The sequence below is a fragment of the Hydrocarboniclastica marina genome, from assembly GCF_004851605.1.
GTDB lineage: Bacteria > Pseudomonadota > Gammaproteobacteria > Pseudomonadales > Oleiphilaceae > Hydrocarboniclastica > Hydrocarboniclastica marina.
This window is the reverse complement of sequence record NZ_CP031093.1, coordinates 2,398,698-2,416,007: the sequence shown is the minus strand read 5'-3', so window position 1 is coordinate 2,416,007 and position 17,310 is coordinate 2,398,698. Positions and strand designations below refer to the sequence as shown.

The window sequence follows — 17,310 nt, the reverse complement described above, 5'->3', positions numbered from 1 at the left end:
GCGGGAAGAAAGTATGACGAGACTGTGAACAATAACGACCGTGACTCGCGCAGCCTTCTGAAGTAACTTGCATTTTCAGCTGCACTGCTTTTCTGTTTGCATCGGCACACTAGCGATTGTGATTGAGCCGCGGCCACAGCCATTTGAAGCTACCACGGCCATTTAACTAAAAGTGACCGGCTTGACGCCAGTAACCAACGGGTAATCATGAATCCTTACTACCTCGATTTCGAACAGCCTATCGCCGAGCTTGAAGACAAGATCGAGCAATTGCGTCTGGTCGGCAATGACTCCGACATCAACATTACTGACGAAATCAGCCGGCTCAAGAGCAAGAGTGTCAACCTGACCGAGAGCATTTTCGCGGATCTTTCGTCGTGGGACATTGCCCGGGTTGCCCGCCATCCGAGGCGTCCCTATACGCTCGACTATATCCCCCAGATCTTTGACGATTTCGACGAACTGCACGGCGACCGCCGCTACGGTGATGATGCCTCGCTTGTCGGTGGCCTGGCGCGCCTCGACGGCCAATCGGTCATGGTTATTGGCCATCAGAAAGGCCGTGAGATCAAGGACAAGGTTAAGCGTAACTTTGGCATGCCGCGTCCGGAGGGGTACCGTAAAGCCTGTCGTCTGATGGAGCTGGCCGAGCGTTTCGGCGTTCCGGTGCTGACCTTCATTGATACACCCGGGGCCTATCCCGGCATTGGCGCCGAAGAGCGTGGTCAGAGCGAAGCGATTGCCTACAATCTTGGTGTAATGTCTCGTCTGCGAACGCCGATCATCTCTACCGTCATCGGGGAAGGCGGCTCCGGCGGCGCGCTGGCTATCGGTGTCTGTGACAAGCTGATGATGCTGCAATATGCGACTTATTCGGTCATCTCGCCGGAAGGGTGCGCCTCGATTCTCTGGAAGAGCGCAGAGTTCGCGTCTGTCGCCGCAGATGCGATGGGGGTAACGGCGAAGCGGCTGCGCGAGCTGGGACTCGCGGATCGGATCATTGCCGAACCCCTCGGTGGTGCTCACCGGGATCCTGAACTGATGGCAAGCAGTCTGCGCACCGCACTGATCGAAGAGTTGGAGCGTTTGCGCGAACTGGATACGGACGATCTGATCGAACAGCGCTATCAGCGTCTTACCGCCTATGACACGGGTCGCTGATCCGCTCTCTCCTGCGTCGTGGCCCGTTTCCCTTCAGCGGGCCTTTGAAAACCTTCCTCCTGTAGCCTGGACCGTCGCTCTGAGCGGCGGTCTGGATTCCGTGGTGCTGTTGCACCTGGCGATGGCGTGGCAACAGCACAGGGCACGACCTCATACCTTGCGGGCAGTCCACATCAACCACGGGCTGCAGTCTCAATCCAATGCCTGGGCGTCAGTATGTCAGCATATCTGCGACAGGCTGGCGGTGCCGCTGGAAATTGTTCCGGTGGCCGTGGAGGGCGACAGCGGAAAGGGCCTGGAAGACGCGGCCCGCGACGCCCGCTACGAGGCTTTCGAGCAAAACCTGCGTTCCGGAGAAGTGCTGTTATTGGGCCACCACGCGGACGACCAGGCGGAAACCCAGTTGTACCGCATGATGCGGGGATCAGGCCTGGCAGGCTTCGCAGCCATGCCGGAGAGCCGTCCGCTGGGTCAGGCCCAGCTTTACCGTCCGCTGCTTTCCCAGACGCGTCAGGCACTGGCCGAGCTTGCACGGGAGTCGGGCCTGTTCTGGATTGAGGATCCCAGCAACGCCAACGACCACTACGACCGTAATTACCTTCGTAATCGTGTGTTGCCCATACTCAAAAGGCGATGGCCCGACGCAAGCGAGCGAATGGAGCGCAATGCCAGGCACGGCCGAGAGGCAGTCATCCTGCTGAACGAACTGGCAGAGATGGACGCCGCCTGTACTGTCGAAGCCTCGACCGGGGATCTTTTACTGGAGCCGCTGCTGCAGCTGAGCGAGCCCAGGCAGCGGAACTTCGTACAATGGTGGCTGCGTACTTCAGGTTTGCCGCCCCTGGGTGAAAAACAGCTGCTCAATGCGCTGCCGGAGTTTCTCGCTGCTAGGGCAGATGGCACTGCCGAAATTTCCGGGCCGGGCTTCGTGATCAGGCGTTACAACGGTCGGGCAATGGTACTGAATCAGGCCGTACTGGGGCATCGGCCCGATTCGACGTTGTGGCAGCCACCTGGGGCGCTATCCTGGGGCGAAGGCCAACTGGTCGCCGAGCGTAGCGAGGGTAAAGGGCTTGTGCCTTTTGAGCCAGGCTTTACCGTCCGGTCTCGCCAGGGCGGCGAACACATCGTGTTGGCCAGCGGTCAGCGACAGCCGCTCAAAAAGTGGTTGCAGGGGAGGCGTATCCCTCCCTGGGAGCGAGCTGCATTGCCGCTGATATGGCAGGCCGATGTTCTGGTCGGCATCGGTGATCTGTGGATTCACCCTGACTACCGTGCCCTGGCGGGACAGTCCGGGTGGGTGATTCGCTGGCATTCGCCACCGTTTCGTGCCAGAGCAACGGGTGCTGCCAAGCCGCTGCGTTAACGCTTACTGATTGAGCACCCCGTCACTTTCTGCTAATCTGGCGTCCCATCTGTGAGGGTCTTTGTGACCCAATTTTTACCCTCCTTATCCGAATTCAGACTCTCTAATCAAAAGCGACAATGGGGAATTCATGACGCGCTATATTTTTGTCACAGGTGGTGTGGTGTCCTCGTTGGGCAAAGGTATTGCGTCGGCGTCGCTGGCTGCCATCCTTGAGGCGCGTGGCCTCAAGGTGACCATTCTCAAGCTTGATCCCTATATCAATGTTGACCCGGGCACCATGAGCCCGTTTCAGCACGGCGAAGTGTTCGTTACTGACGATGGTGCGGAGACCGACCTGGACCTTGGCCACTACGAGCGGTTTATTCGCACGCCCATGACACGCCGCAATAACTTTACCAGCGGCCGTGTTTACGAAGAGGTTATCCGTAAGGAGCGCCGCGGCGATTACCTGGGCGGCACCGTGCAGGTCATTCCCCATATCACCGATGAGATCAAGCGCCGCATTGTCGAGGGCGCCGGTGAAGCCGATGTTGCCTTGATCGAAGTTGGCGGCACCGTGGGTGATATTGAGTCTCTGCCTTTTTTGGAAGCTACCCGCCAGTTGCGTGTGGAAGTCGGCCCCCAGCGTGCGTTGTTCATGCATCTGACCCTGGTGCCCTATATCGCCACCGCCGGCGAGATCAAGACCAAGCCTACCCAGCACTCGGTCAAGGAAATGCGTTCCATCGGCCTGCAACCGGATATTCTCCTGTGTCGCTCCGAGTACATTATTGACGCGTCGTCCTGCCGGAAAATTGCGCTCTTCACCAACGTCGAAGAACGGGCTGTCATCCCGCTCCAGGACGCCGACACCATTCACGACATCCCGCAGATGCTGCACAGCTACGGACTCGATGAGCTGATTGTCGAGCGCTTTGGCCTGCAGTGCGGCCCGGCGGACCTGTCAGAGTGGCAGGCTGTGGTCGATGCCGAGCGTAATCCCGAGAAGCTCGTCACTATCGCCATGGTGGGTAAGTACATGGAGTTGCTGGACGCGTACAAGTCGCTTATTGAAGCGGTCAAGCACGCCGGCATCCGCACTCGCACCCGGGTGGAAATGCGTTACATCGATTCCGAAGTGATTGAGAACGAAGGCACCGGCATCCTGGAAAACGTTGACGCGATTCTGGTACCCGGGGGCTTTGGCTCCCGGGGCGTCGAAGGAAAGATTGCAACAGTTCAGTACGCCCGGGAGAACAAGATTCCCTACCTTGGCATCTGTCTGGGCATGCAGGTGGCAGTTATCGAGTATGCCCGCAATGTTGCAGGCCTCAAGAACGCACACAGCACAGAATTCCGCAAGGAGTGCCCGTACCCCGTAGTGGGGCTTATCACCGAGTGGGTCGACGCGGGCGGGGCGGTTGAACTGCGTAATGAGGCGTCTGATCTGGGCGGCACCATGCGTCTGGGTGCGCAGGACTGCAACCTCGTCGCAGGGTCCCGGGCCTATGAGTGCTACCAGAGTAACGTCATCCGCGAGCGGCACCGGCACCGGTATGAGGTTAATAACCATTTCCTCCCCCACCTTGAAAAGGCCGGGCTGTCAGTCTCCGGGCGCTCTTATGACAATGCCCTGGTGGAAATCATCGAAGTGCCGGACCATCCGTGGTTTGTTGCCTGTCAGTTCCACCCCGAGTTCACCTCTACGCCCCGGGATGGCCATGTGTTGTTCGAGGGCTTTGTCAACGCGGCGTTCGAAAACGGAAGCCAGCGCCGGGTTTGAACTGCATTGCCAGGTCCGGAGCTATCGCGAGGCCTCTCTTGAGATTGGGAACAAGCTATGACGCAGGAACGCATCCAGGTTGGTGAAGTGCGGATTGGCAACGAGCTGCCGTTCGTACTTTTCGGCGGAATGAACGTGCTGGAATCCCGGGATCTTGCCTTAAAGGTGGCGGAGAGCTACGTCAGGGCGACCGAAAAGCTGGGGATTCCCTATGTCTTCAAAGCTTCCTTCGACAAAGCCAACCGCTCGTCCATGCACTCGTTTCGCGGGCCTGGGCTGGATGAGGGCCTCAAGATTCTGGAAGACATCAAAACGACCTTCGGCGTACCCCTTTTAACTGATATTCACGAGGTTGAGCAGGCGCTGCCTGCGGCGGAAGTCTGCGATATTATCCAGCTACCCGCGTTTCTCTCGCGACAGACCGACCTGGTGGTTGCAATGGCGCACACCGGTGCGGTCATAAATGTCAAAAAAGCCCAGTTTCTTGCGCCGCAGGAAATGCAGCACATCATTAACAAGTGCGAAGAGGCGGGGAATGACAGGATCATCCTCTGCGAGCGCGGCACTTCATTCGGCTATAACAACCTCGTCGTCGACATGCTGGGTTTCGGCATCATGAAGCGACTTGGTTGCCCTGTTATTTTTGACGTGACCCACTCACTGCAGATGCCAGGCGGCCGTTCGGATTCCGCCGGCGGCCGTCGTGAAGCTGTAACCGAGCTGGCACGCGCCGGACTTTCCCAGGGGCTGGCAGGACTGTTTCTGGAAGCCCATCCTGACCCCGACCAGGCCAGGTGCGACGGCCCCTGTGCACTTAGACTGAGCCAGCTGGAACCTTTCCTGGCACAGCTCAAGCAATTGGACGATCTCGTCAAAAGCTTTCCTAAACTTGATACTGCGTGAACATTTCTTTTTTGTTTTTGATTACTATGGCGCTCAAATTTGCCACTTATTGACCAGGGAGATCGAAGACAATGGCGAAGATTGCCTCCATCCGTGCAAGAGAGGTTCTGGATTCCCGGGGTAACCCCACGGTAGAAGCCGATGTAGTTCTTGACTCGGGTGCTTTGGGTCGGGCCTGTGCTCCATCCGGCGCCTCAACAGGGTCTCGTGAGGCCCTCGAGTTGCGTGACAAAGACAAGTCCCGTTACCTCGGCAAGGGTGTGCTCAAGGCTGTCGCCGCCATCAACGATCGTATTGCACCGGCCCTGGTGGGAAGAGATCCTGCTCTGCAGCGTGAACTCGACCAGGTGATGCTCGATCTAGACGGTACCGAAAACAAATCCGAACTCGGGGCCAACGCAATCCTGGCGGTCTCCCTGGCAGCGGCCAAGGCAGCCGCGGCAGAAAAAGGCGTTGCGCTATACGAGCATATTGCCGAACTTAACGGGACGCCCGGTGAGTTCTCCATGCCGGTGCCTATGATGAACATCCTGAACGGCGGGGAGCACGCGGATAACAACGTCGACATTCAGGAGTTCATGGTTCAACCGGTTGGGGTGAGCAGTTTCGCTGAAGCCCTGCGGGTAGGTGCTGAGATATTCCACAGCCTGAAAAAAGTTCTTCAGGAGAAGGGGCTGAGTACGGCAGTGGGTGACGAAGGCGGCTTTGCACCCGATCTTCCATCCAATGAAGCCGCCCTCGAAATGATTCGTACCGCGGTTGAAAATGCGGGCTACACCCTGGGCAAGGACGTCACGCTGGCGCTTGACTGTGCCTCGTCTGAATTTTTCGAGGACGGCCAGTACCATCTGCGCGGCGAAAACAAGAAGTTCTCTGCCACGGAGTTCGCCGATTATCTTGCGGGCCTGTGTGACCGTTACCCCATCGTTTCTATCGAAGACGGTATGGACGAGAGCGACTGGGAAGGCTGGGCGGCCCTGACCGCGAAACTGGGCAAGCGCGTGCAGTTAGTCGGAGATGACTTGTTTGTCACCAATACCCGCATCCTGAAGCGGGGCATCGACGAAGGCATCGCCAACTCGATTCTGATCAAATTCAACCAGATCGGTAGTCTTACCGAAACACTGGACGCCATCAGCATGGCCCAGAAGGCAGGCTATACGGCCGTTATCTCCCATCGCTCTGGCGAAACCGAAGACACCACTATCGCTGACCTGGCTGTCGCTACCCGAGCCGGCCAGATCAAGACAGGTTCCCTCTGCCGGTCCGACCGGGTGGCCAAGTACAACCAGTTACTGCGAATCGAGGGACAGTTGGGCAGCGCAGCACGCTACAACGGCCTTACCGAAATCAAGGGGCAGGGCAAGGCATAATGCTCGGCTGTCCCCATCAGTTGATATGCTGAGTGGCGATTTTGCCGACCTGGTCTAGTATTTAGCTTAGCATTTATGGGTAAATACCGGTGTCCGCTGCAAATCTTTGCCGGACACCGGTTTTTGCTCCGGACCTGTTAATCCCGGGCGATTATTTTTCTGCTGGTGACAGTCGTTGCTGAAGGGTTGGCTCTGAGCATGGGCACATGCATGGACAACTGCCTGATGCGACCTGAGGAAAACCCATGAAGTGGCTTTGGGCCATTATGGCCGTGATGATAGTCTGTCTTCAGTTCCGCCTTTGGGTGGGCGAAGGCAGCTTTGCGCAGGTCTGGCAGCTCAATCAGCAAATTGAGGCCCAGCAGGAAGCCAACAATGTCCTTAAAGTCAGGAATGACCGGTTGATGGCCGAGGTACGCAATCTACGCGAGCCAGAAGGCGCTATTGAAGAGCGCGCCCGCACCAACATGGGCCTGATTCGCAAAGGCGAAACCTTCTTCCTTGTCGTGCAACCTTAGCGATAGCACGTTTGCACACTCGTCTGACTCTGACGGGCTGTTGATTCCTGTAAGATGCTGTTCGGGTCCAGATCGACTGACCCTCGCCCGGTTCCCGCGGGCGCAGCCAGTACCGACCAGTCCGTGCGACTTTCAGCCATACCAGATCCTGATATGACGCCTAACAGCAGCCAATCACCCCGAGTCTGGACTATCGTCCCGGCAGCCGGTGTCGGCGCCCGTATGCGGGCTGACCGGCCCAAACCCTATCTGAGACTGGGCGATCGGTTTCTGATCGACCTTACCCTGGAGCGGCTGCTGAAGGTTGGTCGTATCGATACGATCTATCTGGCGTTACACCCCGACGACCGCTGGTGGGGCAATACCGAAAGCGCGTCGAACGGGCGAATTGTGCCTTTTACAGGTGGAGCCGAGCGGGACGATTCTGTTCGGGCAGGGCTCGACCAGTTCAGGGGGCGGGCGTCACCGCTGGACTGGGTATTGGTGCACGATGTTGCCCGGCCTTGTGTCAGAGAGGCGGATATTGATTCGTTATTGGATGAGTTGGCTGAAAACAGGGTTGGCGGGTTGCTGGGCGCGCCTTTGACAGACACGATCAAGGAAGTGGGCGCAGACGGCGCGGTGAAGGCTACCGCTGACAGGAGCCGCTTATGGCGGGCCCTGACGCCTCAGGTTTTCAGGTTTGAGGTGCTTGACCGGGCGCTGCAGAGTGCCCGGGAAAACAGCGCGAAAATCACCGACGAGGCCTCCGCAGTAGAGCTGCTCGGACTTCAGCCCCGACTGGTGGCCGGTTGTGCCGACAATATCAAGGTGACCGTCCCGGAGGATCTGGCGCTAGCCGCCTGGATTCTTCGGGGTCACTGATCAGGCCCGGTTACGCCGGGCTGAACGAACATGAGACGGGAGTGGGTATGTTCCGTATTGGCCAGGGTTTCGATGTCCACGCGTTCGAAGAAGGACAATACGTTACGCTGGGTGGGGTTCGTATTCCCCATGAGCGTGGCCTGAAGGCGCACTCAGACGGCGATGTTTTGCTACACGCACTGTCAGACGCCCTGTTGGGTGCGCTCGCGCTGGGTGATATCGGCCATCTGTTTCCTGACACCGAGGCACGCTGGGAGAATGCCGACAGCCGGGCGCTGTTGCACGAAGTGATGCGCCAGGTCCACTCCCGAGGCTATCGCGTGGTCAATGTGGACGCGACGATAATTGCCCAGGCCCCCAGGATTGCCCCTCACATAACCGGCATGCGCTCAAACATTGCCCAGGACCTGCAGGTCGCACCCGATCTCATCAGTGTGAAAGCGACCACTACAGAACATTTGGGTTTCACCGGGCGTGGCGAAGGTATCGCGTGCCAGGCTGTATGCCTGCTACAGGCCCAGGACACGAAGAAGGTCACGGCTGCCGGGAGCGCGGCATGAACCAGTGGCGTCTGAGTTGGCCCTTTGCCTGGGGAGGGCCGGTCGCGACGGGCCGGTTCAAGACGGTCCCTGAAGATTTTGAGGTTGAAGAAATTCTGACGGAGCCATTCTCGGGAGAGGGTGAGCACCTGTGCCTCTGGCTCGAAAAGCGTGGCGACAATACTGATTTTATCGGCAGACAACTGGCTCGCTGCCTGGGTGTAGAACATATGGCGGTCAGCTTCTGCGGACTCAAAGATCGCCATGCCGTCACCCGTCAGTGGTTCAGCATACAGTTACCGGGTATTGCCGACGATACAGCGCTGGAAAAACTGGGGGCCGAATTCAGGATTCTCTCGCATACACGTAATCGCAGTAAGCTGAGACGCGGGCAGCATTGGGGCAACCGCTTTGTGATCCGGCTACGTGAGGTTCAGGGTGACCGGCCCGCCCTGGAAACACGGCTGAATATACTGGCGGAAAAGGGCGGTCCGAACTACTTTGGTCCTCAACGGTTTGGTCATGGTGGTGGTAACCTTCGGGAAGCTGAAGCCCTTGACCCGCGCAAATTGCGGGGCAGAAATGTCCGTACCGGGCTTTACCTGTCAGCGGCACGGTCATGGCTTTTCAACGAGGTTCTGGCAGCTCGGGTAGAGGCTGGCACCTGGCTCAACAGGATTGAGGGCGATCCGATCCTGGAACGCCCGACCGGGCCCATGCTCGGGGATGGCGGCGGAGGCGCGAGCGGTCCGTTGGCTGAGACTGAGAACAGCATGCTTGCGGCGTATCCCGCGTTCGACAGATTGTTCAGAGCGCGCCGTCTGGCGCCCGAACGACGCGACCTTTGCGTTGTGCCACGGGATTTCGACATGCGCTGGGAAGGCGACGATCTCATTCTGGCATTCAGCCTGTCGGCTGGCAGTTACGCGACTTCATGGCTGGGAGAGGCTGTGACCCTGATCTCGGCCGAACCTGAGAAAGCACCCGGGCAGTAACCAGACTCATTGATATTTGTTCCGGGTGACCGGGTGGAGAAACGAACGTGAATTTGTTGTTGTCCAATGATGATGGCGTTAACGCACCCGGGCTCGGCGCTCTGTTTGAGATGCTGCGCGACCTGGGCGACGTGCGGGTCGCGGCGCCTGATCGTGATCACAGCGGCGCGAGTAACGCGTTGACCCTGACGCGTCCCCTGGATGTGCTGTTCCTCCCAAACGGTTTCGTCAGCATCGACGGAACGCCTACCGACTGCGTACATCTCGGCCTTGGTGATATTTTCGATACGGCGTTCGACAGGGTGATCTCAGGTATCAACACGCACGCTAATCTGGGTGATGACGTCCTCTATTCAGGCACAGTCGCTGCGGCTGTCGAGGGGCGCTTTCTTGCTCAGCCGGCAATTGCTGTGTCGCTGGTTAATGAAGGACGCATGCATTACGACACGGCAGCGCGGGTTGTCCGGCGCATGCTGGACAATGCCATGCCGCTGGCGGTCGGTGCCCGAACCATCCTGAACGTCAACGTGCCCGATGTGCCGTACGATGAGATAAAAGGCTGGGAAATCACCCGCCTTGGCCATCGCGCCCGTGGCCAGGCTTCCCAGCCTGTGACCTGCCCCCGGGGTCGTGAACGGTTCTGGATTGGAGCGGCCGGCGCCGGAGATGACGCCGGCCCCGGCACGGACTTTCATGCGGTCCAGCAAGGCAAGGTCTCCATTACACCCCTGCAGGTTGATATGACGCGCTATGATGCGTTCGGGCCGCTTCAGGACTGGATGGAGGCCCAGGCATGAGCGCGCAGCTTGATGGCATCGGCATGACCTCGCGAAGGACCCGTATGCGGCTCATCCAGCGGTTACAGGAAGCGGGTATCCGGGATACGAAAGTGCTTGACGCCATTCTCAAGACCCCGCGCCACATTTTCTTGGATGAGGCCTTGTCCCATAGGGCGTATGAAGACAGCTCGCTGCCGATTGGCCACGGTCAAACGTTATCCCAGCCGTACATTGTGGCCCGGATGACCGAGATACTGATGCAGAGCAAGCCTTCCCGGGTTCTGGAGCTCGGTACAGGATCGGGTTACCAGACCGCTATTCTTGCTCAGTTGGTAGAACAGGTGTTCAGTGTCGAGCGAATCGCGCCCCTACAGGCCAAAGCACGTGAGCGTTTGCGTCAGCTGAGCCTGCACAATGTCTCGTTGCGTCTGGCGGGTCGAACCATGGGGTGGCCCGAAGCCGGGCCCTACGATGCCATACTGGTTACCGCAGCGCCGGCGCGCATACCCGATGAGCTTCCGTTGCAGCTGGCTGAGGGCGGGACCATGATCATTCCCGTAGGCGAGTCGTCCCAGATGCTCACGCGGGTGGTTCGGCGTGGCGACGACTTTGTCACAACCGTGCTCGAACCGGTCCGGTTCGTGCCACTTCTGGAAGGCGTGGTGCGTTAGGCCAAAGGCATCGGCGGCCTGTTCTGCAACTGCAACTGTAAAGCTACTGTGGAAGGAAAATTCTTGAGCGACCAGCGACGGACAGTGAGCCATTCGATCCCGGGGGTCTTTCTGAGAGGATGCGCCATGGGAGCGGCAGATATAGTACCTGGTGTATCAGGCGGCACGATCGCTTTTATATCAGGTATTTACGAAAGGCTCCTGACCGCCATTGCCCATGGGCCTGCGGTACTGTTCTCAGCGATGAAGCACCGTCAGGCGCGGCGTTTCTGGCGCGAGCTTGACGGCACGTTTCTGCTGGCCTTACTAGCCGGAATACTGACGAGTATTGTCAGTCTGGCCAGCGTGATCAGTCTGCTGCTGGAGCAGCAGCCAGTCCGGCTCTGGAGTTTCTTTTTCGGGCTCATCGTTGCCGCTATCTGGTACGTGGGTCGCCAGATCGACCGGTTTGGACCCGGCGAAATAGCCGCGCTGGTTGCAGGTGCTGTGGTTTCCTTTGGAATCACCTTAATGGTTCCGGGACAGATCGCGGTGACCAGCTTGACGCTTTTTGCCGCCGGCGCCATAGCCATTTGCGCCATGATTTTGCCGGGCATCTCCGGTAGCTTCATTCTCTTGCTCATGGGCATGTATGCGCCCGTGGTCAACGCGATTGATGAGCGAGCCATTCTGGTACTGGGAATCTTTGCCGCCGGCTGCCTGAGCGGGCTGCTCTTGTTTTCCCGCCTGATCGCCTGGGCGCTAAGGCGCTACCAGGCCGTAGCCCTGGCGCTGCTTACCGGTTTCATGGTCGGTTCCCTGAACAAGGTCTGGCCATGGAAGCTGACCCAAGAGTGGGGCGAAGACCGTCACGGCAATCCGTTGCCGCTGGTTCAGGCAAATGTCGGCCCGGTGGACTATTCTTCCGTTACCGGCGAACCTCATTACCTGGTGTCGGCCCTCGGTCTTGCAGCAGCGGGCTTTGTGTTGGTGTTACTGCTTGAGTGGCTGGGCGAGCGTCAAAATAAGCGCGCCCCCTAAGCATGAACCGGAGTTTAGGTGCAGATGCACTGCCAAAGCCACGTACTCAGGACTTTTTTGTGAGGTAAAGCCGGTAAGTGATTATCAAATCAGCTATTCAGGATCTCTCCAAAATTCCAAAAAGCGTTTATATGCATTACATAAGTGTAACCTTCGGGGCGAAAGTGTTACCGAGGGCGTTCCGTAAAGTAACAATTTAGGTCACATGGCTGACCCTGTGCGTCAAAATAATGTTCCGGCAGCTGAGCCAGTTACCGCAGGGAGATAGAAAATCGGGGTATCGATAAGAACCTTTAAGAATATTAAAGTCATTTTTATAGCTTAGAGTTCGGACCGATGGCCAGATTCCATTCGCATCAAACGCTTAGCCTGGCCAGACTCGCCAGGACAGCCCCGCCGGTGATTGCTCTGCTGTTACTGATGCTGCTTGTGCCTGGTTGTACCTCGCCGGACATCTACCGGGATGACCGTTACAACCCGCCTGTAAACTGGGGGCGCCACGTCGTCAGGCCGGGTGACACCTTATTTGGAATCGCCTGGCGTTATGGCCGTGATGCGCATGAGCTTGCCGATGCCAACGGAATCAGGTCGCCCTACACAATCAAGCCGGGGCAGGTTATCCGCCTGGACCTCCAGGGCAATCCCAACAGAGCATCCAGGTCTGTCGCCGCCAAGTCTCCGGCGCAACCCGCTCAATCGTCTCGGCGCGCTGCCCCTGCCAGATCGTCCCAGCCGAAAGTGGCCGCGAATACCCCAAAGAGTAACAAACAGTTACAGAGGGATGATCGAAACGTTGCCAACATCAATTGGCGTTGGCCATTTGTTGGCCCGGTAATTGCGACGTTCTCTACCAGCGGCGTTATCAACAAAGGAATTGATATCGCCGGTGAGGCGGGAGACCCAATACGGGCCGCTGCTGACGGTGAGGTGGTGTACGCCGGCAGCGGACTGCTAGGTTACGGGGAACTGATCATTATTAACCATAATGAGCATTTTCTAAGTGCCTACGCCCACAATCGAAAGATCCTGGTCAGGGAAGGCGAGCGCATAGCGCAGGGTCAACAGATTGCGGAGTTGGGAGCGACGGGAACAAACCGAACCAAGTTGCACTTTGAAATACGCAAAAGTGGCAAACCGGTCGACCCCATGCGCTACTTGCCGCCTCGCTAACAAACACACCGAAAGGTGAATGTGCTTCGCCAGAGCAAAAATAAAAGAGGCGGAGTTTAACGGGGACTGGAAACGGCAGGATTAAGAACATGGCTGCAGAACGCGAACTGATCGACGAGACTTTTGAAGAAGAGCAGGAAGAACAGGCTTCGGCGCTGGACCTTGGCGTGGACGATGATCTGGATGCAGAAGACGATGGGGTTGTCTCGATCGAGAAAGCTCGCCAGGCGTCCAGCTACTACTCGGGCCACAAGCAACTCGACGCAACCCAGCTTTATCTCAATGAGATCGGTTTCTCCCCGCTTCTGACACCAGAAGAAGAAGTGTACTTCGCCCGCCTCGCACGCAAGGGCGAAGAGAGTGGCCGCAAGCGCATGATCGAGTCCAACCTGCGCCTGGTGGTCAAGATTTCGCGCCGCTACGTGAATCGTGGCCTTACACTGCTGGACCTGATCGAGGAAGGTAACCTGGGTCTGATCCGTGCGGTAGAAAAGTTTGACCCGGAGCGTGGCTTCCGTTTCTCGACCTACGCCACCTGGTGGATCCGTCAGACTATCGAACGTGCGATCATGAATCAGACCCGCACCATTCGCTTGCCGATCCACGTCGTGAAAGAACTTAACCTGTATCTGCGCACCGCGCGTGAGCTGGCACAGAAACTCGACCACGAGCCGTCTGCTGAGGAAATCGCCGCGGTTGTGGACAAGCCGGTAGCCGACGTCAAGCGCATGCTGGGGCTGAATGAGCGCGTAACATCCATGGACGTCCCGGTTGGCGTCAATGGCGACAAATCGTTGCTCGACACCGTGGCTGATGAGGGCGCGTCCGACCCGGCTGAGATGCTGCAGGAAGACAATATGCGCGGCTGCATCGATCGCCTGATCGATCAGTTGAGCGACAAACAGCAGGAAGTACTCGCTCGGCGCTTCGGCCTGCGCGGTTATGATACCTGCACCCTTGAGGATGTTGGTCGCGAGATTGGCTTGACCCGTGAAAGGGTTCGTCAGATCCAGGTTGAAGCCCTGCGTCGTCTGCGCGAGCTGATGGAGAAAGAAGGGCTGTCCAGCGAAACGCTCTTCAGCGCCTGAGTAGAAAACTCAAGGCGGGCACCAACTGCTCGTCCTTTCGAAGAAACCCCGGTTCAGATGATATCTGGATCGGGGTTTTTGCCGTTATAGGGTACTTGGTCTGATAAGCTGACAAAGCTTGGGTATAGAATGTGAGCCAGGCTGAATAGAGCCGTTTTGTTCGGAACCGCGATCCGGTTACAGGGGAGGTACATTGAAGCCACTAATTGCAGCGGTAATGATTTTTCTATCGGCTTTGGCCGGCGCCGTTGAGGCGGAGCGCATTGCCGGTGTCGAGGTGCCAGCGCGGGGGAGTTTTGCCGGGCATGAGCTTAAGCTCAAGGGTGCCGGAGTGCGGGAACAGTGGTTCATGGATATCTACGTCGGCGGGCTCTATCTGCCTGAGTCGATGGCCGAGGCGGCCGCACGGGAAATTATTGAATCAGACCAGCCCATGGCGATAAGGCTCATGATTGTTTCCGGCATGATCACCAGTGCCAAGCTGAAGGAGGCGACCATGGAGGGGCTGAACAAGTCCATGGATGGCGATATCGAGCCGATCAAGGCGCAGGTAGAACGGTTTCTCGCGGGATTCGACGAGGAAATCGCGGAGGGTGACCAGTTCGACATTGTCCATGATCCGGCAAAGGGCGTGCTCGTCTACAAAAACGGCGTGGATCAGGGCATTGTGGCCGAAGGGGAACTCTTCAAGCGGGCTGTGTTCGGCATCTGGCTATCCGATGATCCTGTTCAGTCCGGCCTCAAGGAAGGCATGCTCGGGCAGTGAGCCTCGCGGCATAGCGTTCTTCGGTCAGCAGCGTCGGCCGCTGCCAGGGGCCGGCTGAACCCGGATACGCAGCGCATGACCTGTAGTAAAAACGCTGCACAAGCCAGATCCTGAGCGCTACTCGAGATAATCCCGCTTCTGTTTGAACTCGCACAGGTCCTCAATGAGGCAGATACCGCAGCGGGGCTTGCGCGCCACACAGGTATAGCGGCCGTGCAGTATCAGCCAGTGATGGGCATCCTGCAGGTACTCTTTCGGCACCAGTCGCATCAGCCGTTGCTCAACCTCCAGCACGTTTTTTCCCTTGGCTATGCCAGTGCGATTGGACACGCGAAAAATATGCGTATCCACCGCCATGGCGGCCTCGCCGAACGCCGTGTTCAGCACCACGTTGGCGGTCTTGCGGCCGACGCCCGGTAGCGCTTCCAGCTCAGCCCGGGTGCTGGGCACCTGCGAACTGTGGTGCTCCACCAGGGCCTGACAGGTTTTCATCACATTCTGGGCCTTGGTGTTATAGAAATTTATGGTACAGATGTGCTCTTTCAAACCCTCAAGCCCCAGCTCAAGTATCGTCTCGGGCGTGTTCGCAACGGGAAACAGTCGCGCAGTCGCTTTGTTGACGCCTTTGTCGGTCGCCTGAGCTGAAAGCACCACGGCAACAAGCAGCTCAAAAGGTGTGCTGTACTCCAGCTCTGTCGTTGGGGCGGGGTTTGCGATTTTTAGTCGCTCAAATATGGCAGCGCGCTTTTCTTTGTTCAAAACCAGCTCTCATTTTCTAACGCTTCTGGAAAAATTTTTCAGGTTGGGGTGCCTGTTACCCTGACTCGCTTGCTGCCCGCCGGAGCAGGCAAAGATGATGCTTTACGTCTGGCAAGTTCGGTATCAACAGCATTCTTGAGCGCAATCAGAAGCCCTAGCCCGATGAACGCCCCGGGCGGCAAGACCACGAACAGAATCTCGGTGTAGTCAGGAAAGACCTGTATCTTCCACGCCGCTGCCGCCGGCCCGAAAAGAAGGTCCATGTTGGCCAGGAGTGTTCCCCGCCCGATAAGCTCACGCATTCCGCCCAGTATGAACAGGACCCAGAAGAATCCCATTCCCATCATGAAACCGTCGACTGCACTCGGCAGCACCCCATTTCGCGAGGCGAAGGCGTCAGCCCGGCCGAGAATCGCACAGTTGGTCACTATCAGCGGTATGAATATGCCCAGTATCAGATAGAGCTCGTAGGTATAGGCCTGCATCAGCAACTCGGTGCAGGTCACAAGCGACGCAATAATCATCACAAAGGCGGGCAGCCTCACGGCCTCTGAAACATGGTTTCGAATCAGTGAAACAGCAACGTTCGAGCCCACCAGAACGAGCAGTGTGGCCAGCCCCAGGCCCACCGCGTTGACCACAGAGGACGTGACGGCGAGCAGCGGACACAGGCCCAGAATCTGCACCAGAGCGGGATTGTTGGTCCAGAGCCCGTCCCGGCTGAGTCTGATCAGAGAGCGTTGCGCAAGCTTCACATCGAGTCCTGGTAAGGTTGTCGGGTTGGGTCGGGCGCGGCGTGCCGCGAACCGTGCTCAATTTTTCTTTCGGTGCTGTTTTTCCGGGGGGCTCCTCCGCCATCGCCAACAGCGCTGACGCTTTTGTCAAAGAGTACTTCCTGGTGAGCATGAAAGTACGCCAGGGCTCGCCTCACCGCGCGTACCACGGCGCTGGGCGTAATCGTCGCGCCTGTAAACTGGTCGAATTCGCCGCCGTGCTTCCTGACCTTCCACCCGTCCGGCTCGGGATTACCGAGCGAATGGCCGGTAAAGCCCAGGATCCAGTCAGACTTGCGCGTCTCGATCTGATCGCCCAGCCCGGGCGTCTCATGGTGATCAAGAACACGCACACCCAGCAGGCGACCGCTTCGGTCAATGCCCAGGATCAGGCGAATGGCCCCGGCGTAGCCATCGGGTGCGACTACCGGAAGAATAACCGCACTTACGGCCCCGTCCCGCAAAGCCCGGTAGCCGGTGCCATTCTTTTGGAAGCCGAGGGCAGGGTTGGCGGCTATGGTGAAAGCCGACTCGGCCAGCTCGTTGTCGTGGTAGGCACGGGGGATAACTTCAAGCAGTGCGCTGGCTTGGGCCCGGCGTTTCTGTACCGCGATATCGTCAGCTGTCAGTTGCTGGGTCAGGGCCACGAGCCCTGCTGTTACCATTGCAAACAGGCCCAGACCCAACGCGTTTTTGATCACGACCCTAGAGACGGCTGACATGGTCTGCCTCCGTCATTGCTGAGCCCGGCACGAGATCCGAACCTGCCGCATCGCGCTGTGGGGCGTCATTGCTCTGAT

Annotated in this window: 18 protein-coding genes; 15 read left to right on the top strand and 3 right to left on the bottom strand. The window is 58.1% G+C overall.

Annotation, left to right across the window (positions count from 1 at the left end; genetic code table 11):
* Positions 1 to 207 precede the first annotated feature (207 nt).
* The 15 genes from soil367_RS10700 (at position 208) to soil367_RS10630 (ending at position 14,978) form a co-directional block, all read left to right on the top strand.
* Entirely contained in the window at positions 208 to 1,161 is a 954-nt protein-coding gene (locus soil367_RS10700) for an acetyl-CoA carboxylase carboxyltransferase subunit alpha (RefSeq protein ID WP_136549102.1), read from the top strand.
* The gene (tilS, locus tag soil367_RS10695) at positions 1,145 to 2,527 is read left to right on the top strand and encodes a tRNA lysidine(34) synthetase TilS (protein ID WP_136549101.1); all 1,383 of its coding nucleotides are present in this window, start codon (positions 1,145 to 1,147) and stop codon (positions 2,525 to 2,527) included. Before soil367_RS10700 ends, tilS begins: the two co-directional genes overlap by 17 nt.
* A 130-nt stretch (positions 2,528 to 2,657) precedes the next feature.
* Positions 2,658 to 4,292 carry a CTP synthase gene (locus soil367_RS10690; RefSeq protein WP_136549100.1) on the top strand — a complete coding sequence of 545 codons (1,635 nt, stop codon included), beginning with the start codon at positions 2,658 to 2,660 and terminating at the stop codon, positions 4,290 to 4,292.
* Positions 4,293 to 4,349: 57 nt separating this feature from the next.
* Complete coding sequence (gene kdsA, locus soil367_RS10685; protein ID WP_136549099.1) at positions 4,350 to 5,195, top strand: 3-deoxy-8-phosphooctulonate synthase; 846 nt, start codon at positions 4,350 to 4,352, stop codon at positions 5,193 to 5,195.
* Between the two features lie 71 nt (positions 5,196 to 5,266).
* Positions 5,267 to 6,568, top strand: a complete 1,302-nt coding sequence (eno, locus tag soil367_RS10680) for a phosphopyruvate hydratase (RefSeq protein ID WP_136549098.1) — start codon at positions 5,267 to 5,269, stop codon at positions 6,566 to 6,568.
* Positions 6,569 to 6,813: 245 nt separating this feature from the next.
* Complete coding sequence (ftsB, locus tag soil367_RS10675; RefSeq protein ID WP_136549097.1) at positions 6,814 to 7,086, top strand: cell division protein FtsB; 273 nt, start codon at positions 6,814 to 6,816, stop codon at positions 7,084 to 7,086.
* Positions 7,087 to 7,239: 153 nt separating this feature from the next.
* Complete coding sequence (gene ispD, locus soil367_RS10670; protein ID WP_136549096.1) at positions 7,240 to 7,950, top strand: 2-C-methyl-D-erythritol 4-phosphate cytidylyltransferase; 711 nt, start codon at positions 7,240 to 7,242, stop codon at positions 7,948 to 7,950.
* 47 nt (positions 7,951 to 7,997) lie between these two features.
* Entirely contained in the window at positions 7,998 to 8,510 is a 513-nt protein-coding gene (ispF, locus tag soil367_RS10665) for a 2-C-methyl-D-erythritol 2,4-cyclodiphosphate synthase (protein ID WP_136549095.1), read from the top strand.
* A complete protein-coding gene (truD, locus tag soil367_RS10660) occupies positions 8,507 to 9,484 on the top strand; it encodes a tRNA pseudouridine(13) synthase TruD (protein ID WP_136549094.1) in 978 nt (325 codons plus the stop codon). The genes ispF and truD overlap by 4 nt, the downstream gene beginning before the upstream one ends.
* 47 nt (positions 9,485 to 9,531) lie before the next feature.
* Positions 9,532 to 10,281: a 5'/3'-nucleotidase SurE gene (gene surE, locus soil367_RS10655; protein WP_136549093.1), complete on the top strand. Its 750-nt coding sequence runs from the start codon at positions 9,532 to 9,534 to the stop codon at positions 10,279 to 10,281.
* On the top strand, positions 10,278 to 10,934 hold the full coding sequence (locus soil367_RS10650; RefSeq protein ID WP_136549092.1) for a protein-L-isoaspartate(D-aspartate) O-methyltransferase: 657 nt from the start codon (positions 10,278 to 10,280) through the stop codon (positions 10,932 to 10,934). Before surE ends, soil367_RS10650 begins: the two co-directional genes overlap by 4 nt.
* A gap of 126 nt (positions 10,935 to 11,060) precedes the next feature.
* Entirely contained in the window at positions 11,061 to 11,954 is an 894-nt protein-coding gene (locus soil367_RS10645; RefSeq protein ID WP_136549091.1) for a DUF368 domain-containing protein, read from the top strand.
* A 336-nt stretch (positions 11,955 to 12,290) separates the two neighbouring features.
* Positions 12,291 to 13,124, top strand: coding sequence for a peptidoglycan DD-metalloendopeptidase family protein (locus soil367_RS10640; protein WP_136549090.1), 834 nt, complete (start codon positions 12,291 to 12,293; stop codon positions 13,122 to 13,124).
* 89 nt (positions 13,125 to 13,213) lie between these two features.
* Positions 13,214 to 14,212: an RNA polymerase sigma factor RpoS gene (gene rpoS / locus soil367_RS10635; RefSeq protein ID WP_136549089.1), complete on the top strand. Its 999-nt coding sequence runs from the start codon at positions 13,214 to 13,216 to the stop codon at positions 14,210 to 14,212.
* A gap of 193 nt (positions 14,213 to 14,405) precedes the next feature.
* Positions 14,406 to 14,978 (top strand): chalcone isomerase family protein, encoded by a 573-nt coding sequence (locus tag soil367_RS10630; RefSeq protein WP_216642708.1) that lies wholly within the window; start codon positions 14,406 to 14,408, stop codon positions 14,976 to 14,978.
* A gap of 117 nt (positions 14,979 to 15,095) precedes the next feature.
* Here the strand turns inward: soil367_RS10630 and nth are convergent, their stop codons facing one another.
* From nth to rsxG, 3 genes are read right to left on the bottom strand one after another with little or no spacing between them, the layout of a single operon-like run.
* A complete protein-coding gene (gene nth, locus soil367_RS10625; RefSeq protein ID WP_136549088.1) occupies positions 15,096 to 15,737 on the bottom strand; it encodes an endonuclease III in 642 nt (213 codons plus the stop codon).
* 38 nt (positions 15,738 to 15,775) lie between these two features.
* Positions 15,776 to 16,492: an electron transport complex subunit E gene (locus tag soil367_RS10620; RefSeq protein WP_136549087.1), complete on the bottom strand. Its 717-nt coding sequence runs from the start codon at positions 16,490 to 16,492 to the stop codon at positions 15,776 to 15,778.
* Positions 16,489 to 17,232 (bottom strand): electron transport complex subunit RsxG, encoded by a 744-nt coding sequence (rsxG, locus tag soil367_RS10615; RefSeq protein WP_136549086.1) that lies wholly within the window; start codon positions 17,230 to 17,232, stop codon positions 16,489 to 16,491. The genes soil367_RS10620 and rsxG overlap by 4 nt, the downstream gene beginning before the upstream one ends.
* Positions 17,233 to 17,310 lie beyond the last annotated feature (78 nt).